Source organism: Nitratireductor kimnyeongensis, assembly GCF_019891395.1.
Taxonomy (GTDB): Bacteria; Pseudomonadota; Alphaproteobacteria; order Rhizobiales; family Rhizobiaceae; genus Nitratireductor; species Nitratireductor kimnyeongensis.
Map to the genome: position 1 here is coordinate 465,086 of NZ_CP078143.1, position 21,123 is coordinate 486,208.

General features: G+C 59.7%; 17 protein-coding genes, 1 pseudogene and 1 riboswitch. Of the genes and pseudogenes, 4 read left to right on the forward strand and 14 right to left on the reverse strand.

Annotated features, from left to right (window positions below):
- Position 1: 1 nt before the first annotated feature.
- From KW403_RS02155 to KW403_RS02205, 11 genes and pseudogenes are all read right to left on the reverse strand, one after another.
- Positions 2 to 946 carry a DMT family transporter gene (locus tag KW403_RS02155; RefSeq protein ID WP_246637860.1) on the reverse strand — a complete coding sequence of 315 codons (945 nt, stop codon included), beginning with the start codon at positions 944 to 946 and terminating at the stop codon, positions 2 to 4.
- A 91-nt stretch (positions 947 to 1,037) separates the two neighbouring features.
- The gene (locus KW403_RS02160; RefSeq protein ID WP_223021135.1) at positions 1,038 to 1,412 is read right to left on the reverse strand and encodes a DoxX family protein; all 375 of its coding nucleotides are present in this window, start codon (positions 1,410 to 1,412) and stop codon (positions 1,038 to 1,040) included.
- A gap of 40 nt (positions 1,413 to 1,452) precedes the next feature.
- Entirely contained in the window at positions 1,453 to 1,920 is a 468-nt protein-coding gene (locus tag KW403_RS02165; RefSeq protein WP_223021136.1) for a carboxymuconolactone decarboxylase family protein, read from the reverse strand.
- A gap of 35 nt (positions 1,921 to 1,955) precedes the next feature.
- Positions 1,956 to 2,447 carry an RrF2 family transcriptional regulator gene (locus tag KW403_RS02170; RefSeq protein WP_223021137.1) on the reverse strand — a complete coding sequence of 164 codons (492 nt, stop codon included), beginning with the start codon at positions 2,445 to 2,447 and terminating at the stop codon, positions 1,956 to 1,958.
- Positions 2,448 to 2,637: 190 nt separating this feature from the next.
- Positions 2,638 to 3,948 (reverse strand): NAD-dependent dihydropyrimidine dehydrogenase subunit PreA, encoded by a 1,311-nt coding sequence (preA, locus tag KW403_RS02175; RefSeq protein ID WP_223021138.1) that lies wholly within the window; start codon positions 3,946 to 3,948, stop codon positions 2,638 to 2,640.
- A 14-nt stretch (positions 3,949 to 3,962) separates the two neighbouring features.
- Positions 3,963 to 5,315, reverse strand: coding sequence for an NAD(P)-dependent oxidoreductase (locus KW403_RS02180; RefSeq protein WP_223021139.1), 1,353 nt, complete (start codon positions 5,313 to 5,315; stop codon positions 3,963 to 3,965).
- 195 nt (positions 5,316 to 5,510) lie between these two features.
- Complete coding sequence (locus KW403_RS02185) at positions 5,511 to 6,470, reverse strand: peptidase inhibitor family I36 protein (protein ID WP_246637861.1); 960 nt, start codon at positions 6,468 to 6,470, stop codon at positions 5,511 to 5,513.
- A 625-nt stretch (positions 6,471 to 7,095) separates the two neighbouring features.
- Positions 7,096 to 9,195, reverse strand: a pseudogene (locus KW403_RS02190) (dipeptide ABC transporter ATP-binding protein); the annotation flags it as partial.
- Between the two features lie 22 nt (positions 9,196 to 9,217).
- Complete coding sequence (locus KW403_RS02195) at positions 9,218 to 10,375, reverse strand: ABC transporter permease (RefSeq protein ID WP_223021141.1); 1,158 nt, start codon at positions 10,373 to 10,375, stop codon at positions 9,218 to 9,220.
- A gap of 12 nt (positions 10,376 to 10,387) precedes the next feature.
- The gene (locus tag KW403_RS02200; RefSeq protein ID WP_223021142.1) at positions 10,388 to 11,425 is read right to left on the reverse strand and encodes an ABC transporter permease; all 1,038 of its coding nucleotides are present in this window, start codon (positions 11,423 to 11,425) and stop codon (positions 10,388 to 10,390) included.
- Positions 11,426 to 11,511: 86 nt separating this feature from the next.
- Positions 11,512 to 13,164, reverse strand: coding sequence for an ABC transporter substrate-binding protein (locus KW403_RS02205; RefSeq protein WP_223021143.1), 1,653 nt, complete (start codon positions 13,162 to 13,164; stop codon positions 11,512 to 11,514).
- A 287-nt stretch (positions 13,165 to 13,451) separates the two neighbouring features.
- A riboswitch (cobalamin riboswitch) is annotated at positions 13,452 to 13,660 on the forward strand.
- 126 nt (positions 13,661 to 13,786) lie between these two features.
- On the opposite strand from KW403_RS02205, the gene KW403_RS02210 reads away from it, so the two are divergent.
- The 4 genes from KW403_RS02210 to KW403_RS02225 are packed head-to-tail and all read left to right on the forward strand — an operon-like array spanning position 13,787 to position 18,271.
- Positions 13,787 to 15,640 (forward strand): TonB-dependent receptor plug domain-containing protein, encoded by a 1,854-nt coding sequence (locus KW403_RS02210; protein WP_223021144.1) that lies wholly within the window; start codon positions 13,787 to 13,789, stop codon positions 15,638 to 15,640.
- Positions 15,640 to 16,509, forward strand: coding sequence for an ABC transporter substrate-binding protein (locus tag KW403_RS02215; protein ID WP_223021145.1), 870 nt, complete (start codon positions 15,640 to 15,642; stop codon positions 16,507 to 16,509). The genes KW403_RS02210 and KW403_RS02215 overlap by 1 nt, the downstream gene beginning before the upstream one ends.
- Entirely contained in the window at positions 16,506 to 17,486 is a 981-nt protein-coding gene (locus KW403_RS02220; RefSeq protein WP_223021146.1) for a FecCD family ABC transporter permease, read from the forward strand. The genes KW403_RS02215 and KW403_RS02220 overlap by 4 nt, the downstream gene beginning before the upstream one ends.
- Positions 17,486 to 18,271, forward strand: a complete 786-nt coding sequence (locus KW403_RS02225) for an ABC transporter ATP-binding protein (RefSeq protein WP_223021147.1) — start codon at positions 17,486 to 17,488, stop codon at positions 18,269 to 18,271. The genes KW403_RS02220 and KW403_RS02225 overlap by 1 nt, the downstream gene beginning before the upstream one ends.
- Here KW403_RS02225 and KW403_RS02230 read toward each other — a convergent pair.
- The 3 genes from KW403_RS02230 to KW403_RS02240 are packed head-to-tail and all read right to left on the reverse strand — an operon-like array spanning position 18,268 to position 20,886.
- On the reverse strand, positions 18,268 to 19,671 hold the full coding sequence (locus tag KW403_RS02230; protein ID WP_223021148.1) for a S8 family serine peptidase: 1,404 nt from the start codon (positions 19,669 to 19,671) through the stop codon (positions 18,268 to 18,270). The two genes, KW403_RS02225 and KW403_RS02230, sit on opposite strands and share 4 nt — an antisense overlap.
- The gene (locus KW403_RS02235; RefSeq protein WP_223021149.1) at positions 19,664 to 20,320 is read right to left on the reverse strand and encodes a hypothetical protein; all 657 of its coding nucleotides are present in this window, start codon (positions 20,318 to 20,320) and stop codon (positions 19,664 to 19,666) included. Before KW403_RS02235 ends, KW403_RS02230 begins: the two co-directional genes overlap by 8 nt.
- On the reverse strand, positions 20,317 to 20,886 hold the full coding sequence (locus tag KW403_RS02240; RefSeq protein WP_223021150.1) for a sigma-70 family RNA polymerase sigma factor: 570 nt from the start codon (positions 20,884 to 20,886) through the stop codon (positions 20,317 to 20,319). The genes KW403_RS02235 and KW403_RS02240 overlap by 4 nt, the downstream gene beginning before the upstream one ends.
- Between the last annotated feature and the right edge of the window lie 237 nt (positions 20,887 to 21,123).

Sequence of the window (21,123 nt, forward strand, 5' to 3'; positions counted from 1 at the left end):
TTCACCTTTCGGGCGACAATGCCAGAATGATCAATCCGAAGATGGTGAGAACCGCGCCTGCGATCACCGAAAGGCTGGCCCAGCCATGACCAAGCAACCCCTCGAACACGATGATCAGCGTCGGCGTCAGATAGTTATAAGCCAGAACTTTTGAGGCCGGCAGACGCAGAGCGGCGAACTGGAGCAGGAAAAAGGTGCCCGCCGTCGTGAAAATCGCGAGATAAAAGATCGCGATCCAGGTAATCGACGGCAATGCACTCCATTCAGTCGCAGCGATCTCCGGTACGCCATACATTGCTATCAGAAAACCGGTTGCCAGAAGCGTCCAGAACGTAAATGCGATGATGGATTCACCACGGTTGTAAAGCCGCACCAATGAGGCATAGGCGGCGTGCGCAACCACACCGGCGAAGAAGATCAACTCTCCCTTGCCCAGATCGAAGCGACGCATGGCCTCCAGATTCCCGTCGAAAATGACCCAGACCGAGCCCAGACCCGCCAGAACGAGACTTGGTATGACAAGCCCGCGCGGCACCTGTCGGAGAATGAGAAACCCGAAAAAGGCGCTGAGCAGTGGCATCAACGTGAACACCGCCCCGGTCGACACCGGGCTTGTCATGCCAAGCGCCATGAACATTGTGACGAAATAGAATGCCATCAGCCCGCCCAGCACCAGAAAGCGCCATGGGGCTTTGGGGAGAGGCAGCGGCTGGCGCAGGACAAGCCGCACCATCACGCCCATGAAGACAATCCCGATCAGGAAACGCGCCGCATTGAGGGCCACCGGGCCAATATGCGGCGCAGCCAAGGACCCTAGCGAAAAAGAGCCGGCCACCAATGTTGCGAAGCCGAGCATGGCAAGATGCCCAAGCTTCTTCTGAATACCGGTCGCGCTTGAGCGATGTGCAGCGCGGCGCGCCGCCTTGGTGTCCACAGTGTCGGTCAAACCCGCCTCCCTTTCTCCCTCGAGATTTAAAGAAAAGGCCCGGAAACCGAAACCGGTTTCCGGGCTCTTCCGTAAACTTCCGAGGCTTGGATCATCCGTACGCGACGACGAGCAGAAAGCTCCCGGCAAGAGCGGTGTTGGTGATCACACCATTGAGGTGTGCGACCCGCTCCTCGCCCTGATAATCCCAGAAATTGTGAAAGATCAGGGTTGCGACGATTAGGAATACAATCAATCCCAAAGCCGCAAATGCAGAATACAGACCGATCATCAGCAAGAGCCCGGCCACACACTGGATCGCTATACCGGTTATCAGCACCATTGAAGCCAGGGGCACCCCGCGCGCTGACAGCGCACCCGTCAGAAAGGACATACTGCCAAGATTGCGCAATCCCGCGAAGACGAAGGCTCCACCAAGAAGCAAACGCCCCAGAACAGGAATGAACGTGGGTACTGTTTCAAACATCATCCACTCCAATCGATTGCAGATGAAATGGCCAGTCTCCCTACGCCGCGTTCCGCGCGCTATCCGGAACCACAGGATGTACGGAGCGGAACGGGATCGCGATCCGGTTCCAGACGTTGATCAGCCCGACCAGAACCGCGAGCTGGACCAGTTCCGTTTCAGAGAAATGCTCAAGCATGTTTTCGTAGTCCCCATCCTCCACCGGGCCTTCGGAAATCTTTGTGAGGCGTTCGGTCCACCCGAGGGCCGCGCGCTCCCGATTCGTAAACAGGGGAGATTCCCGCCAAGCCGAGACGAGATGCACACGTTGTTCGCTTTCGCCATCCCTCCGCGCCTCGCGCGTGTGCATGTCGACGCAATAGCTGCAGCCATTGATCTGCGAGGCACGCAAGTTCACCAGATGGATCAGCCCGCGATCTAGCCCGGATTTATCCACGGCCTTCTTCAGATCAAGCACGGCGCCGATCAATTCGGGCTGGGTTTTCATGTAGTTCAGACGTTCCTGCATGGTCCTGTCCTTCTCTTCTAAATGCGGGCACTGCCCTATGGACGTTGATGGCGCTCGACAAAGGCGCAACCAAAGGCAAGCGAACGGGGATCCGCGCTTGCCTGATAGTCGGAAATCACATCTGAGAGCCGCGTCTTGCGAAGCTCGGCACGATAAGCCTGTTCGGCGCGCAGCATGGCAGCGTTGATACCGCATGGTTTCGCGTAGGCTTTCGGCTCCAGAGCCCCCGGCCCGCGCTGGCGAATTTCGGCGCAGCGAAAGGCAGGTTTGGGACCTTCGATCGCCAACACCACGTCAAGCAGCGTGACCGCATCCGCAGAGCGCGCCAACCGATAACCGCCATGGGGGCCGGGAACAGACTCCAGAAGACCTGCCGCCGTGAGCTGCTTGAGATGTTTCAGAAGATAACTTTGCGAAAGACCGTGATATTCGGCCAGCGCACTGGCCGGCATGGTTCGTCCCTCATCCAGCTGCGCAAGAAGCGTGGCGCAATGAACAGAAGCCTCGACACCATCGCTTAGTTTCATCTCGACCTCCATAATATCGATACTTAATATCCTGGATATTTTATATCTTCAATAGAAGCCAAACCACCAACTGCCATCTCCTGACAGATGGCCGTGTTGCTCGGTCAGACGGGCGGCAGGCGTTTAGCGCAGGGATGCGTGTGAAGAGGGTGTACAGGGAAACGGCGGCAGTATGCCGCCGCCGCTCTCGCTATTTCGCAGCCACTTTAGCCGGGTTGTTGGGATGCGTCGTCCAGTTGGCATAGACGGGCTGGACTGTCTCGCCCGTGCGTTTGTCGAGCGCGCCGGCGGCCAGCGGCACCATGTCGATACAGCCTTCCACCGGGCAGACATTGACACAAAGATTGCAGCCAACGCATTCCTCTTCGATCACCTCAAAATGGCGTTTGCCATTCACCATGGCGGTGATCGCCTGATGAGAAGTGTCTTCGCAGGCAATGTGACAGCGCCCGCATTTGATGCACTGATCTTGATCGATCCGCGCCTTGGTCACGTAGTTTAGATTGAGATACTGCCAGTCGGTCACGTTTGGCGTCGCCCGGCCGATCACGTCATCAAGCGTGGCGTGCCCCTTGGCGTCCATCCAGTTTTCCAGCCCCTCGATCATCTCCTCGACGATCTTGAACCCATAGGTCATGGCGGCGGTGCACACCTGCACATTGCCCGCTCCCAGCGCCAGAAACTCGGCCGCATCGCGCCATGTGGTAACACCGCCAATGCCGGAAATCGGCAGACCGGCAGTCTCGGCATCGCGTGCGATCTCAGCCACCATGTTGAGCGCGATGGGCTTGACCGCAGGGCCGCAATAGCCGCCATGCGACCCCTTGCCATCGATTGTGGGTTCGGGCGCGAAACTGTCGAGATCGACCGCCGTGATCGAGTTGATCGTGTTGATGAGCGACACCGCATCCGTACCGCCCGCATGAGCCGCGCGGGCCGGCTGGCGCACATCGGTGATATTGGGCGTCAGCTTGGTGATGACCGGCATCCGCGTGGTCTGCTTGCACCAGCGCACGACCATCTCGACATATTCGGGCACCTGCCCGACAGCAGCCCCCATGCCACGCTCGCTCATGCCGTGTGGGCAGCCGAAATTGAGCTCGATGCCATCAGCTTCAGTCTCCTCCACCAAAGGAAGGATTGCCTTCCAGGCCTGTTCCTCACACGGCACCATGAGCGAAACGATCAGCGCGCGATCCGGCCAGTTCTTCTTCACCTGCTTGATTTCGCGCAGGTTGAGATAAAGATCGCGGTCAGTGATGAGCTCAATGTTGTTAAGACCGAGAAGCCGGCGATCCGCGCCCCAGATCGCGCCATAGCGCGGTCCATTGACATTGACGACCGGAGGCCCCTCCTCGCCAAGCGTCTTCCAGACGACACCGCCCCAACCCGCCTTGAAGGCGCGCTCGACATTATAGGCCTTGTCGGTGGGTGGTGCGGAGGCGAGCCAGAAGGGATTTGGAGACTTGATGCCAACGAAATTGCTGCGAATGTCTGCCATGGGTTTCTCGCTCCTCAGCCGGCCAATGCGCGGTGGATGCTCTCGGCCGCGTCGCGCCCCTGCGCGACCGCCGAAACGGTGAGATCTTCGCCGCCGGCGATGCAGTCGCCCCCGGCCCAGACCTTCGACATGGAGGTTCGCCCTTCCTCGTCCACCTTGATGCGACGCCCCTCAAGCGCAATCGATGCGCTGGAGCCGTTCAGAACCCCGACCTCGAAAGACTGCCCGATGGCCTTGAACACCTGGTCGGCACGCAAGGTCAGTGTGTCACCGGTGCCGGACAGCGTTCCATCCTTCAGCGCCGTGTATTCAAGTTCGATCCCGATGACCTTGCCATTCTCCGCAAGAATGCGCCGGGGCTGCAGCCAGTGCCGGATGACAACGCCTTTGGAGGCGGCCAGATCCTGCTCGAATTCCGATGCGTTCATGTGTTCCTGGCCCCGGCGATAGCAGATCGTCACCTCCTCGGCGCCAAGGAGCCTTGCCTGAACGGCAGCATCGATGGCCGTCATCCCGCCGCCGATCACGACGACACGGCGACCAACCGGCATGCTGGCAAGATCCTGCGCCTGGCGCAGATGTGCGATGTAGTCCACCGCCCTCTCCACGCCTTCAACATCTTCACCCTCAGCACCGAGCGCGTTGACGCCGGCCAGCCCCATGCCCAGGAACACGGCGTCGAAATCACTACTCAGATCTTCAAGCGAGAAATCACGCCCGAGCGCCTTGCCTTCCTTAAGCGTGATGCCGCCAATCGCCATCACATAGTCCACCTCGGCCTGAGCAAACCCGTTCGGTGTCTTGTAGGCGGCAATGCCGAACTCGTTGAGGCCGCCGGCCTTGGATCTTGCTTCGAAGATGGTGACGTCATGTCCGTGCATGGACAAACGATGGGCGCAGGCAAGTCCCGCCGGCCCGGCCCCGACGATGGCAACCCGCTTTCCGGTTGGCGCGGCGCGCTCATAAAACTGTGCGCCAGCGGCCATCGCCGCGTCGGTGGCAAAGCGTTGCAGACGGCCGATCTGCACCGGTTTGCCCTCCGCCTCCTCGCGCACGCAGGCTTCTTCGCACAGCGTCTCCGTCGGGCAGACACGAGCGCACATTCCGCCAAGAATGTTCTGGTCGAAGATCGTCCTGGCAGAGCCCAGCGGATTGTCCGTGGCGATCTGGCGGATGAACATGGGTATGTCGATCGATGTCGGACACGCCGTCATGCACGGCGCATCGAAGCAGAAGTAACAGCGATCCGCCTCCACAGCCGCCTCATGGCGGTCGAGCGGTGGATGCAGGTCGGAGAAGTTCCTGTCGTACTCCTTACCGGAAAGGCGGCCGGCGGCGATGCCGTCCGCATAGAGACCATCAGCCATTCCGTATTCCCCTTTTATTATTGGGGAAAGGCTAACGCAGTTTCAATTTTTTATCAATCGGTCAAATTTCCGGTCGCGGGCTATCGTCTTGATAATTATATGAATATCCAAGTCATATTTTTATGAGTCGGCATCCAGAAGAAAATTGCCGCCACAAGGGGCGGCGCACCTGATGGAACCGCTGTCGAGAACGGATCAGTAGACTTCGATGGAGCGAACATCGTCATTGTAGAATTCGCTAAGGCGGCGCGTGCTGCGCTCAACCGTTTCGCACCATCCGCCAAAATTGCGCCGTTCGCAGATGCGCGCTTGGACATCGCCCTCAAGGCGCACTGAAGCGATACGGCGCACCCACTCATGCGGAAGTGCCGCATTCCCATCGCCTGCGTCGAAACAGATGCTCGCGCCATGAAACTCCACGCGTTCAAAAAAGCACGCCCGTCGCACCGACTCGAAATCGGGTTCGTCCCCTGCCCGCCGGCGAAGTACTCGGAAGGAGGAGACGACGTGACCTTGCCGAATATGGGGGACATCCTGTGTTAGTAGACTGCAACGTCCATTATGGTCAGGGCGCGAACAGATCTCCACCGAACTGCGCTTGCCCACACGGACCGAGGCAAAGCGCCCACGCCACCCGGGCGCAAGGACACGAACGTCTTCACCAATACCCACGCAATACTGACGGCCCTGAAAGTTCGGACGATCGTAGAAACAGGCGTTACGCGGGGTCGGGCGACGATCACCGTCAGAGCCCGCAATCTCGTCAAACGCATCGTCGCGGTCGCGGTCCTCCAGCTCTCGCATCACGAAATCAAAGATCTCCAAACCGATCAACGCACCAACATCGGAAATCGGGCGATCACGATAGCGGGGACGCGTATCACGCAGATGCCTCGCAGAGACCCATCCTTTTCGCGCAGCATACCCCACCTCGCACCACTCATAGCGCCGTGTACAGCGCAATGTCGCAACGCGGGCGCCCCGCGGGATGGTAAGCACGGCGCGATAACGCATGCCCGGCCCTTCGCGCATCTTCACATCGGCAGTCGCCTCGGCTGCAACACCACGCTGCGCATGGGCAGAGCTCGAAAGGGGGATCGACAATCCTGCCAGGGTCAGCAGGACAAGCAAAATGGGAACGATCCGGGCAGGCACACGACTCTCCATCACATATGGGCTGGCCCGCGCAAAGTGATGCAAAGTCGTAACGATATCCAAAAGAGATCGCTTAAAATGCGCGACAGGATCGGGATCAGCGCGGCTTCTTGCCAAAAACCCGCACATACTCCTCGACACCGCCCTTGGCCAACGCCTTGGCCTGTTTCACCCAGTCGTCGCGTTCGATCCGGCCCTTGAAGCTCAGATGATCATCCACCCAGTCGCGCTCGGCCTTTTTCCAGGCCGCAATCTGCGCGAAAGTGTAGACGCCGAGACCGTTGAGCCGCGCCTCCAGCTTCGGCCCCACGCCGGAAATCAGCTTCAGATCGACGGGCTTTGCGGGCTTGCGGATGCGGACAGGCTTCGCGTCTTTTGCCGCCTTTGCGGTGGCCGGCTTGACGCGGGCGGACGCGGCCTGACGCCCCGCCCCCGCTTCGACCTGGACCCGTTTCGGCGAGGAAGAACCCGGAACCGCTGAGAAGTCAGCAACAGAGGCTTTGGCGGGCTTTCGCCCTCCGGCGATCGGTCGTATTTCACCCTTTGCCCGTGGCTTCTGATCTGCCGCCTTCGCTCTACCCTTCCGACGCGCCGGTTTGGTTGTCTTAGCGGTTTCGCCGGGCGCATCGAAACTGATCACCGGCTCCATGGATTTCAGCGTTTCGTCGTCCAGCCAGCAAAGGCTGAAATGTCCCTCGCCAAGATCTTTCAACGGCGGCACCTCTCGCTCGCATTTGTCGCCCGGCACCTGATCCTTGTAGCGGCAACGGGTCTGGAAAGGGCAACCGGAGGGCGGGTTCATTGCCGAGGGAATGTCGCCTTCAAGCACGATGTGCTTCTTGCGGACAGACGTGTCGGCAATCGGGATCGCCGAGAGCAGCGCCTCCGTATAGGGGTGATAGGGCGGCGCGAATATCTGGTCGGTCGTCCCCTGCTCCACGATATGGCCGAGATACATGACGACCACCCGGTCGGCCAGATAGCGCACCACGGAAAGATCATGGCTGATGAACAGCATGGTGGTCTTGTTCTTGCGCTGAATGTCCATCAGAAGCTCGGTCACCGCCGCCTGCACGGAAACGTCGAGCGCGGAGACGGGCTCGTCCGCCACCACCACCTTGGCATTGCCGGCAAAGGCACGGGCGACACCGATGCGCTGCTTCTGCCCGCCGGAAAGCTGGCGCGGCATACGCTCGGCAAAGGCGCGTGGGAGCTTTACGAGATCGAGCAGTTCCAGCATGCGCTGCTTGCGTTCGGCCAGCGTGTTGCCGATGTTGAACTTCTCCAGCGTGCGCACAATCTGCGACCCCACGGAGTGGCTTGGATTAAGCGTGTCGAACGGGTTTTGAAACACCATCTGGATGCCGGCCACCGTGCCCGTATCCCGGTCTTCGACCGCTGTGGACTGTATGGGCTCGTTTGCCAGCACCACTTCGCCATCCGTGGCCGTTTCCAGCCCGAGAAGCACCTTGGCGAGGGTCGATTTTCCACAACCGGATTCGCCGACAATCGCGACGGTTTCGGATTCCCGCGCCTCAAAGCTGATCTGCTCGTTGGCCTTGACGGTCTTGGTATCTCCACCTCCGAAAATGCTGTTGGCGGCGACGTGATAATATTTCTTCAGTTTTTCGATGCGCAACATCGGCTTGCCGGGTTCAACCGGCTCCTTGTCCACAATCGCGCCTTCCGGCAGCGCGCTCCAGTCGATCTCATCAAAGCGCAGGCAGCGGGAGTGATGCCGCGCATGCCCTTCGACCGGCAGCATGGGCACGTCGCCGGCATCGCACAGGCCTTCCTTGAAATGCTGGCAGCGCGGGCCGAAATTGCAGCCCTTCGGGCGCTCATGCGGCAGCGGCAACTGGCCGGGAATGGCAATCAAGGGCCGCTCGTTCTTGTCGGCACCCGGCAGCGGAATGGAGCGGAAGAGCCCTTGCGTATAGGGATGGCGCATCCGGTCGAACACGTCTTCGACGCGGCCCGTCTCCACCGCCTCGCCCGAATACATGACCGTCACGCGATCGCAGGTTTCAAGGATAAGGCCCAGATTGTGCGACACGAAGATCATCGACGTGCCGTATTTCTTGCCGAGCCCCTTCACCAGTTCGACGATGCCCGCCTCGACTGTCACGTCGAGCGCGGTGGTCGGCTCATCCAGCAGGAGCAGTGCCGGCTTCGACAGTAGCGCCATAGCGATGACGATGCGCTGCTGCTGGCCGCCGGAGAGCTGGTGCGGATAAGACCGCATCATGCGTTCGGGATCGGGCAGCCGCACCGCGTCCACCATCTCCAGCGCGCGGCACCACGCCTCGTCCTTCGACACATTGTCGTGGATGAGCGGCACTTCCATGAGCTGCTGGCCGATCTTCATGGCCGGGTTGAGGCTCGCCATCGGCTCCTGATAGATCATGGCGATCTCGTTGCCGCGGATCTGGCGCAGCTCCTCCTCGCTCATTTCGGCCATGTCCCGGCCCTTGAACCTGATGCGCCCGCCGACGATCTGCCCGACATTGGACAGGTCCCGCATGATGCCGAGTGAAACGGTCGACTTTCCGCAGCCGGATTCGCCCACAATGCCCATCGCCTCGCCGGGCATGACCTCGCAGGAAAAATCCATCACCGCCGGGATTTCGCCGGCGCGCGTGAAAAAGGAAATGGAGAGGTTTTCGATCTCCAGAATGGGCTGACCGCTCTTATGACCGCGTGTGATGCTGATGGCTTCGTTCATGGCGTCGCTCTCAGTGTTCATCTCAATCCTTCAGTGACTGCTCACGCAGCGCATCGGCAAGCAGGTTCAGCCCGAGCACGAAGGACATGAGGGCAAATACGGGCGGCAGCGCCGGGTGAACATAGGCCCTGAGCAGACGGCTCGATTCCTTGATGCCCGTGCCCCAGTCCGGGCTTTCGGGCGCAAGACCGAGGCCGAAATAACCGAGCGTTCCAAGAAGGATGGTCGTGTAGCCAATGCGCAGGCACACATCGACAATGAGCGGACCGCGCGCATTGGGCAGCACTTCCCACAGCATGATGTACCAGGGCGTTTCACCACGCGTCTGCGCAGCTGCCACATAGTCACGCGTCTTGATGTCCATCACCAGCCCGCGAACGATGCGGAAAACGCCCGGGGAAGAAGCAAACACCACGGCCACGAAGATGTTGAGCTGGTTGGAGCTGATCGAGATGATGCCGAGCGGATCGGCATCGAACACGAGCCCCACATAGGCCCAGCCACCGATGAGCAATGTCAGCGCAAGCTGGATCGCCAGTAGCTGCGGGCGGCTTCTGTAGCGCGTCCAGAAAAGCGTCACAAAAAACACGATGGGGAAGATGAAGAACACACCGGCCATCCATTGCGGAATGGGTGTTTCGCGGATGCCCGGCGTCACCAGCAGGTAAAAAAGCAGGATAACGGGAAAGGCGAGCACCAGATTGGCCAGGAAGGACAGGAAACTGTCGATCCGCCCGCCATAATAGCCAGCCGGCAGGCCTAGCGTGGTGCCCACCATCAGCGCGAAGAGCGTTGCCGCAGGCGCGATGATGAGAACGATCTGGCTGCCGTAGACCATGCGCGAAAACACGTCGCGCGCCAGCCGGTCGCCGCCGAACAGAAAGGCCTGGCCGCTTTCCGGTTCAATACCGCCTGGAAGTACATTCTTCATGATCGGAAACTGCGCCAGCGGGTCGAAAGGCGCGACCGTACCGGCGAAGATTGCCGTGAACAGCCAGAAAAAGCAGATCATCACACCGGCAACGCCGACGCCTGAATCGAACAGCTGCCCATAGAGGCCGAGCCGCTCACGAAAGCGCAGGCTGAAGAACAGGATGATGGCCAGCACGATCCACACCGGCCAGAAGCGCGCCAGCACGCCGAAGATGATGCCGAAAATGCCAAGAGTTTCCACCTGCATCGCGTGTCCTCTCTATTGCACGCGGATGCGCGGGTTGAGATAGGCATAGCCCACATCCGAAATGAGCTGCGTGGACAGGACGACGAAGACCGACACCAGAGAACAGCCTAAAAGCAGGTCGATGTCGTTGTTGCTGGCCGCCTCCACCAGCGTGAAGCCAAACCCTTGATAGCGGAACATCACCTCGACGATGACAACGCCCGTCAAAAGCCAGGGAAACTGCAGCATGATGACAGTGAAGGGGGCGATCAGCGCATTGCGGAGCGCATGCTTCATCACCACGGCGCGAAAGCCCAGCCCCTTGAGGCGGGCGGTGCGGATATATTGCTGCGTCATGACCTCCACCATGGAGGCACGTGTCATGCGCGCTATATAGCCGATGCCGTAAATCGCCATCGTCATCACTGGCAGGGTGAAATTGTAGAAGGAAATGCCCTGTCGCGTGGCTGTCGCGGCAGAGCCGTTCAACCAGCCAAGCCATGAAGCGAAGATGACCGCGAAGATCACGCCGGACACATATTCCGGGGTCGCCGTGGTCGCGATCGAGGCGACGGAGAGCGTTCGGTCCGTTCGCGTCCCCTCCCGCATCCCCGCAAGGACGCCGATGAGAAGTGCCACGGGAACCATGACCACCATGACCCAGAACATCAGGATCCCGGTGGCGCCAAGTGCGGGGAAAAGCTTTTTTGCTACAGGAACCTTGAACTTGGTCGAGCAGCCGAAATCTCCCTGCAGAATGCCACCGTAATAAGGTTCTGCGGGTTCATCGCAATAGGAAAACCGTGGAGAAGATACTCCGGTTTCCGGATCGATGTTAGGCTGCTTCTGAACCACGCCCAGCCACTGGCCATAGCGCATAAAAAAGTTCTGGCGGTAGCCGTTCTTTTGTAGCCAACTCTCCAGTTCCTCGGCAGAGGAGCGCATGTCGAGCTGGCTGATCGCGAGCTTTTTGAGGTTGGGCTCCAGATTGACCAGAAAGAAAACAACAAGTGTCAGGCACAGCATCGTCAATGCCATCACGCCCAGACGTCTTACGATAAACCCAAGCACAGTGTCCCCTTCCCCCGTTTGCGGAGGTTGTTGTTCATCGCCTGCGCAAAAGGGGGCCCTCCTGGCCCCCCTTTTTTTGTTCAGTCTCAGCCCTCGTCGAGCCAGACCTTTTCCAGATCGATCTCAAACGTCTGGTGCATGCCGTGATTTTTCACGGCCTCCACGGAATGGTTGTAGAGCTTGCGCCAATAGGGCTGAAGGATGATGCCCGAACCCTGGATGATCTCCTCGATTTTCTTCATCACCTCGCGGCGATTGTCGGGATCGGGAATGGCCAGCGCCTCCTCGATCAGCTTGTCGAGCTCCGGGTTGGAATAGGCCGATTCGTTCCACGCCTCGCCGGTGCGATAGGCGAGTGCCACCACCTGAATGCCCAGCGGGCGCATATTCCAGTTGGTCATGGAGAAGGGATACTTCGTCCAGTCGTTCCAGAAGGTGGAGCCCGGCAGCACCGTACGCTTCACCTTGAAGCCGGCCTCGCGCAACTGGGCGGCGATGGCGTCGCCCGTGTTCTTGTGCCAGTCCTCGTCCACGGTGATGAGCTCGTGCTCATGGTCCATCTGGCCGGCCTCTTCCATGAGCGCCTTCGCCTCGTCCAGATTGCGCTCGAGCTTCGGCAACTCCGCATATTCGGGATGGATCGGGCAGACATGGTGGTTCTCGGCCACCTCGCCGGCATTGTTGTAGCCAAGCGCCAGCACGGTCGTGTTGTCGACGGCGCGCTGCAGCGCCCGGCGCACCTTCTCGTCATCATAGGGCGCATTGTCGACATTGGTGCGCGCCACGATGGTTGTCGCCGTGGTGACCTCTGATTTCACCAGGCCGAGTGAATCCAGAATGTCGACGAAATCGGCGGTGGTCTCGTAGTTCGTGTGGATTTCTCCGGATTCAAAGGCGCTGACGGTCGCAGACGGATCCGTGCCGTAGTCGATGAACTCGATACCATCGAGATAGGCTTCGCCACCCCACCATTTGCCGTCTTCACGTTTTTTGAGCTCCACTCGGTTGCCCACTTCATAGGATACGAGCTCAAAGGGACCGGTGCCGATGGGGTTGGCAACGAAATCGCGACCAGTTTCATCGAAACTCGGGTGTACGATAAGAGCCGGATAATCCGACATACCGGGGATTATCGAGATGTCGGGCGCCGAAAGATTCAGCTTCACCGTCATATCGTCGACCTTTTCGATGGCGCCTTCACGCGCCTTTTTGGTCTCGGGATCGATCAGCGACGCCATACGGGCCGGCATCGAGTTGCCCTCCACTGTCTGATCGCACCAACGGTTGAAGTTGTAGATTACATCGTCGGCGGTGAAGGCGTCGCCGTTGTTCCAGGTCACACCCGGCCGCACATGGAGGATGTACTCGGTCGCATCCTCATTGACTTCCCAGCTCTCGAGAAGCTTGCCTTCAAAGGTAAACTCGCGGGTGTACTTCACCAACGGCTCGAGCGTCTGACGCATGGCGTTGGCAATCTCCGACCAGTCGGCCGTGCGTGGATCTTTCGGATCCTTGATGAACATAGCGACACGCAGCGTGCCACCCTTCTTGGGCTCCTGGGCCAGGGCATGTGTTGGCGCTGCAAGGCCAAGCATTCCATAAGCGGCTACCGTTGACGCGCCTAGCGCGCTTGCAAGCGCGAGAAATTCACGCCGATCCACCCGACCGGCACGCGCCTCCTCGGCCATGGCAGCAACACCGGCTGGCACTTTCTCGCCATTGCTCTTGAAAAATGACATCGACGCACTCCCATTCATGGACATAGGCATTTTTGAATATTGGTTCGTGTTAGCATTTCTTATCCGCCCCCTTATGTCAAAATCCGAGGAGCGATGCGGTCATGATTTTGCAGATTTTTCGACAGATACAATGACGGATTTGCGACAATCTCGCCGCAAAAGTTACATGGGCAGGCGCTTCTACAACAAGTTTGGAACCGCGTTTGCTGAAAACGCTCACGTGCCGCATTGGTTCCTGCAAATCAAATCGGGTGTCGCGATTGACGCTAAATTCTGCCCTTGATAAGCGGTTATTGTTCGCTTGAGGTGCTTTGGCGGGTGTTCATCTGCCGGAGAAAAGGGAACACGGAACGGTCGTTTTGATGAACCGCAGCCGTGGCTGCTCCCGCAACTGTGAGCGCTGAGGCTCCTCGAATGCCACTGGGCGCAAGTCCCGGGAAGGCGAGGAAGCCGACGAAGCGCGAGCCAGGAAACCTGCCTCAGGCCGTCACCGACCGGATGCGGGACGCTTCCGGGGCTGTGTTTCTCGCAGTGGTGACGATAGTCATCGCTGGCGGGGAGACTGAACTTAAGCGTCTGTCGCTCTCCAGCAAACCTGAAAATCTGGTCCTGGAGCACACGCATGCTTTCAAACAGACACCGAAACTCCATCCTGGCCGGAACAGCCGGCCTGCTGCTCGGCTTCTCCGCGCTGACCACGCAGGCTGAGGATTTCGAGCTAGACACTCTGGTCATCACCCCCAGCCGCACGCCAACGGAGGCAGCGAAAGTGGGCTCCACGGTGGAAATCATCGAGCGCAAGGAAATCGAGGAGCAGTCCCTGCCGCTGGTTCAGGATTATCTTAATCAATTGCCTGGTCTCAATCTCTCCCCGAATGGCGGTCCGGGCAACACCACCACGCTGATCATGCGCGGCCTCCGCGGGCAGTATGTAAAGACCCTCTTCGAGGGCATCGAAATTTCGGAGGTTACGGGCCCGACCGTGCAATCCGCCTACGGTCATATCCTCTCCGGCAGTATCGGTCGGATCGAGGTTTTGAAAGGCCCACAGAGCACGCTCTATGGCTCCGATGCGATGGCCGGCGTGGTCAATCTCTCGACACTTGGCGGCATTCCGCAGGGCATCGAACACGGCATTCATGTCGAAGGCGGGTCGCGCAAAACCGGCTTTGGCAACTACACGCTGACGGGCGGTTTCGACCGCGGCGAGTTTGGCCTTTCTCTATCTGGCTTCACCACCGATGGCTTTTCAATGGCATCATCCGGTGTTGAAGATGATGGGTACACCAATCTGACCGGGACATTCAGCGGCCGATACGAGATCAGCGACGATCTAGCCGTTTTCGCCAGCGGGCTTTTGTTGAATGGTTCAACGGAGACGGATGATGGGTATCCCATCGCTGACAGCCCGGCGAATAGCACGTTTCGACAGGCTGCCGGGCGGGTTGGTGCCGAATTCTCTCTGTTTGACGGTCAATTGAACAACACGGTTTCGGCGCAGATATCCGATACTGCCCGCGAAAGCACCAGCGGCTTCGGTTCCACCTCAACCTTTGACGGATTGCGCTACAAGCTGGATTATCTCGGTTCTCTGGAAATCTCTCCCGAATTGACGCTGAACTTCGGCGCTGATTGGGAGCGTCAGACCGCCCTTACCGCAAGTGTCGATAAAAGCGTTTCGATGGGTGGCGGCTGGATCGACGCGATCTACAGCCCGTTTGACGCGCTGACTTTGACAGCGGGCCTCCGACACGACGAACACAGCACCTTCGGCGGACACACATCCTGGCGCACCACCGGGTCCTATGAATTTGCCAGCACCGGAACACGTTTCCACTCGTCGGTCGGAACGGGCTATCGCGCGCCGAGCCTCTATGAGCTCTACGCACCGTTCTATGGCAATATCGACCTGAAGCCTGAATCCAGCATCGGCTTTGACATTGGTGTCGAACAGCGTTTTCTGGATGACAGGCTCGTCGCCGACCTCACCTTCTTCATGATCGATGTCGATAACTTTATTGGCTACGATCCCGTTACCTTCCAGAACATCCAGACGGACGGCGTGGTGAAAACGCGCGGCGTTGAGGCGTCTTTTGCCATTGCGGCGACCGACTGGCTCGACCTGCATGGCGCTTACACCTACACGAAAGCAACACAGACTGACGGACTGCGGGAAGTCCGAATCCCGAAGCACGACATCGCCCTCGGCGCCACGATCCGTCCGGCCGAACGCTGGGAAATCGGAGCGACAGCGAAAATCGCTCTCGATACGGTGGACGGTTATGTCGACGGCCCGCGCTCGGAGCTTAATGATTACGTTCTTCTGAACGCGAAAATCGCCTACAAACCGAACAAAAACACGGAGCTCTATCTGCGAGGCGAAAACCTGCTCGATCAGAACTACGAAGTCGTTCAGGGTTACGGCACACCCGGCTTCGGCGTCTTCGCCGGATTCCGTGCAAAGTTCGCTCCCTGATGCTGAAGCGCCGGAAACGTCTCCCCCGCCTTTCCGGCCTCGTACTTTTGGTCGGCGCACTGCTTGTCGTGCCGGTCTCCGCCTCGCCAAAACGTGTCATGTCGCTCAATCTGTGCACTGACCAGCTTGCCATGACATTGGCAGAACCGGATCAGCTTGTTTCTGTCTCCTTCCTTGCGCGCGAGCCGAGCCTTTCCATGCTGCATGAGAAAGCGCAAAGATACCCGGTCAATCACGGGCTTGCAGAAGAAGTGTTTCTGGAAAATCCCGACCTGATCGTCACCGGCACTTACTCATTGCACAACACCACCGCGATGCTGAAACGTCTCGGCTTTCATGTCGAGGAATTTTCCTTCGCGCAAACACTTGAAACCATTCCCGGTGAAGTCCGGCGCATGGGAGCACTCATCGGGCAAGAAAAAAGAGCTGAAACCATAGCAGACGATTTTACCCGCGAGCTCGAAGCGATTGCCGCCGGCCAATGCGGCAAAGCCCCGACCATGATCGCCTATGACCAGAACGGCATCGCCTCTGGACGCGGTACGCTGGCCGATTCCGTTATCCGGGCTGCCGGCTTTGCCAATCTTGCCGCGGAGATGGATATCGTCGGCGTTGCCCCCTTCCCACTGGAGCAGGTAATCACCGCCCAACCTGATGTCATAAACGTCAACGTGGGACACACGGCACCGACGCTCGGCGAATATGTGCCACGCCATCCCGCAATTGCGGCTCTCCCGGATACGCGCATCGGCGCATTCGTACCGGAGGGTTCGCTATCCTGCGGCACACCCTCGGTTATAGAAGCCGTCAGGGCACTGGTAGCACTTCGTGCCGAGATCGCCCCCTGCCCCGGGAGCGCCACACAATGAAGCTTTCAATTTCACTGACGACCCTTGCTCTCGCTCTCTTCGCCTTGTCGCTGTTGGTCGGCCCCGCTGAGCTGTCCATTGGAGACAGCATTGCCGGCCTTTTTGCCGGCGGTGGAGAGGCAACGGGCATCATAATGCGCGAAATCCGCCTGCCACGCGCCCTGCTCGGTCTCGCCATCGGCATGTCACTGGGGCTATCCGGCGCGGTCTTGCAAGGGTTTCTGCGCAATCCGCTGGCGGAACCCGGCGTGATCGGCGTGTCCTCTATGGCAGCGCTAGGAGCGGTGCTGGTGTTTTACTCGGGCCTCGCCGGAAGCTCGCTCTACGCCCTGCCCGCCGGCGCGCTGTTCGGCGCACTCCTCGCAGTTCTCATCCTGCTTGCGATCGCCGCGCGCCAAGGGTCGACGCTGACTCTCATTCTGGCAGGCGTTGCGCTTTCGAGCCTCGCGGGAGCGCTGACCTCGCTTGTTCTCAACCTGTCGCCCAACCCCTTTGCCTCCTACGAGATGATCTTCTGGCTTCTTGGGTCTCTCAAGGACCGTTCCATGGAGTTTGTTGTCATCGCCTTGCCGCTGATGGCTGTGGGCTGGTTCCTGATCGCGCTGTCAGCCCGCGCCATCGATGCGCTCTCACTGGGCGAGGAAGCGGCCTCCAGCCTCGGCATTGACATGGCGCGCGCACGCTTCATGATCGTCACCGGTGTCGCGCTCTCCGTCGGTGCGGCCACGGCGGTGAGCGGCACGATCGGCTTCATCGGCCTGGTCGTTCCGCACCTGATCCGACCGCTCACCAATCGAATGCCAAGCAGCCTTCTTTTACCCGCTGGTCTGGGTGGCGCCTCACTTCTTCTCGCCGCGGACATCGCCGCGCGGATCATCTTGCCTGCCGGCGAGCTGAATGTCGGTGTTCTGACAGCGTTGATCGGCGCGCCCTTTTTCCTTTGGCTCGTCGTTCGCGCCCGCCGGGAGATGCTGTGATGGACATTCACGTAAAAGATTTGAACGTGGCGCTCAGAAACAGACAGGTCCTCGATGCCATCAGTTTTGACATTGAACCTGGGCAGGTGATCGGTCTACTCGGACCGAATGGCGCCGGTAAATCCACGCTCATGCGCGCTCTCAACCGGCACATCGCGGCCGTCGGCACCATGCGTCTTGGCGAACACGATCTTGCAACCATCGGCCCTGCGGCGCGCGCCCGACTCATCGCCTACCTGCCGCAGCAGAGAACCATCGGCTGGCGTCTTCCCGTGCGCGATCTCGTGGCACTCGGACGTCTGCCATGGCGCGCTTTCGGCCAGCGCCCGAACGCCCGGGACGAAGCCGCTATCGCCCGCGCCATGACGATGGCAGATATTGCATCCCTTGCCCATCGGGTCGCCACCGAACTTTCCGGCGGCGAGCAGGCCCGAGTCCTGATGGCGCGTGCAATCGCGCAGGACACACCGCTCCTCATGGCCGATGAGCCAGCCTCCGGTCTTGATGTAGCGCACCAGATCACGCTGATGCAATCGCTGAAACGGCTCGCTGTCGAGGGAAGAACCGTGCTGGTTTCACTCCACGATCTGACACTGGCCGCCCGCTGGTGTGACAAGGTCATGCTTCTCGACGAAGGAAGGCTGGCGGCACTCGGAGGCCCGGAAACCGTGCTCTCAGATGAAAACCTTGCGATGATTTATGGCGTAACAGCCCATCGCGCACAGGACGATCAGGGCTTGATCATCGCGCCAACTGGACTCAAAAAGGTTTCTACGGCCAGCTAATTGGCCGTGCGTCCTTGCATCGCCGCCCGCGCGTTCAGCAGTCCATCGCCGAAATCATCATCGCGTCCCGGTGTGCCCAAGTCCACCGCCGTCGTCCGCAACAGTTGCGCAAGCAACTTTGGTTCGGCGTCCTCGCCGGCATGAATTAGATTGGCAATCGCACCTGAGACGATTGCAGCGGCAAAAGATGTGCCCGTGACGACATCCATGCCACCGGGAATAGGCGCTACCACGTTCACACCCGGCGCGGAAAGATCAATATAGCGACCGCGATTGGCCTTGCCCAGCACCTGGTCGTGCACATCCGTCGCCGTTACGGCGATCACGCCATCATAGGCCGCAGGATAACCGAAAGGTGCGCCCGGTCCATTGTTCCCGGCAGCGGCAACAAGCACGACACCCCGCGCCATCGCATTGCGGCAGGCCGACAAGAAAAGCGGGTTCTCCGGCCCGACAAAGCTCATATTCACGATTTGCGCGCCCTCTTCTACCGCCCAGTCGAGCGCGGCCAGAAGCACATTCGTGCTGGAGACACCACCCTCGAAAGCCCGTGCATGAAGTAGCCGCACGCCAGGCGCCATGCCGCGAAACAGGCCATCCCCGGCAATCAGGCCGGAAATGGACGTGCCATGCTCCCGGTCTTTCACCTCCATGTCGGGGAGCGCGTCAAACACGCTTGCCACACGGCCGACAAGGGCCGGATGCGCCTCGTCCAGCGCCGTATCTACCACGGCCACGCTTACATTCTCGCCGCTCACCGCACCGGCATCGAGTGCGATCCGTTCGAACGCGTAATTGACGACGCCTGCCGCCTGCTGAAGCTGAAACACATGGTTCGGCACACGATCTGCCAGCCGGCCGTCACCCTCGAGCTGCGCAAGCACGAAGGCTACCGGACGCCCGTCAGGAATGGCAAACTGGGCTATTGTGCGCCCCAGCAAGGCCGAACCACGGGCCGAGCGCAATTCCAGGCCAAACTGCGCGGCAATGGCAGCAGCCACATCCTCATCACCATCGAAGGTGACAAGAACTTCATCTGGAACGAACGTACCGGAGATCGCGCGCTGCGGCGCCACGGGTCTGGCATTGGCGCCCGCGCTCCCTATCGTGGTCGCCGGGGTGACTGCTGTGGCACCGTTTCCTGCCGCGCTGCCATCCCCCGCCGAAGATACATCACCGGGAGCCGCAGGCTGGGCCAGCGTACCGGCGTCCTCGCCAGGGCCAAACAGCTCTGCCAGCATCTGAGGCAGAAAGACCACATTGCGCTCGCTGGCATTCAGTCGCGGCTGCTCTTCAGCATCAGTAATCTGAGCGAGGTCAGGAGACTGCGCATATGCCGGAACCGCGATCTCAATGGAGAGTGCGAGCCCGGCCACCATGCATGCAAAAAGCCTATTCATTGCCTGGTCTGCGCCCCGTCACCACGGTTTCCACCAATTCAGCCTGTTCGAGCTCATTAACGATGCGATCATACTGTTCTACCGTTTCGACAGGAACGACCACACGGTAAAGACCGCCCGGAAGTGGCCCGGCGGCAATCTCAACCCCGCTTTCTTCCAGCAGTGCCGAGACATGAGCGATGGAGGCATGCGAGGAAAAAGTGACGAAGAGAAAAGGCACATTCTCACGCTCTGCGCCCGCCACGGAATATTGCTCGGTCTGTGAGAGGTTGAACCAGAATGTCTGCCCGAGCAATATCGCGAAGGCCAGCCCGGCAGCCACCCAAGCGGCCTGAACGGGGAGCGATGGGAGGAAGGTAGCCAGCCTTTCCCGCAACGAAAGTTTGGCGATCCGTTCGGGACCGGCCTCCTCGGTGAGCGCCTTGGAAAACCGCGCCAGTGCGTCCTCCGGCGGGAGGATCGCCTCATTGTCGGCAAGCGTGGCCGAATATTCACCCTCCGCCTCTGCCAGCGAGGCCATGGCCTCGGGATCGGATGCAAGCCACTCCTCGACCTCGCGCAACTCAGCACCCGAAAGCGTTCCGTTTAGAAAGAACGGCAGCAGCGCTTCCAGCCGGTCACGGCGGTTTGATTGCGCGTTTTCGTTCATGGCCAGCCTCGGTCATATCCGGCCGCCTGCAAGGCTTCTCCAAGCTTCTTGCGGGCGTAAAACATTCTGGTTTTTACGGTGGCGATGGGCACGGAAAGGATTTCGCCGATCTCGGTTACCGACTTGCCGTGATAGTAGGCCAGGTCGACCACCATGCGATGTTCTTCCGACAAGGCATTCACGAACGCGCGCAGCGCCGCCGCCTTGTCATCTTTCATTGTGGTTACCTCGGGGGTGTCGGCGCTGTCTTCAATCGCCTCGGCCTGTCCTTCCTCCAGCGCACTCTCCCGGCGCTTGCGCAATGCCGAAAGCGCCTTGAAGCGGGCGATACCGAGCAACCAGGTGGAGACTTGAGAGCGCGCTTCGAAGCGCGGCGCCTGACGCCACACCTCCAGAAACACTTCGTTCGCAATCTCGTCTGCCATCGTTTCCGATCCCGTCTGGCGCATCACGAAACGAAAGACCCGTCCGTGATGCCGCATGAACAAGAGCCGGAGCGCTGCCCTGTCGCCACGCGCCGTTCTGGCCATGAGTGCTGCATCGGATGTCCGATCAGCACCACTCATGACCGGCCCTTCGACAATGTGTCGCGCGACGGGACGTTTCGGTTCATCGCTTCCCCCAGTTTCTGAAAAGCTAATTCATTTGACGGTCGGTGGAAACAGAATTGCCTTCCTCTACCGACTTTATAGCGCACATCAGTGTGAACCTTTTCACAGCCCCGTCAGACAAACCCTGCAGGGTACGCATGGTGCGCACCCGGAAAGGAGTGTTCTGATGACACGGCATATCGACTGCAAACG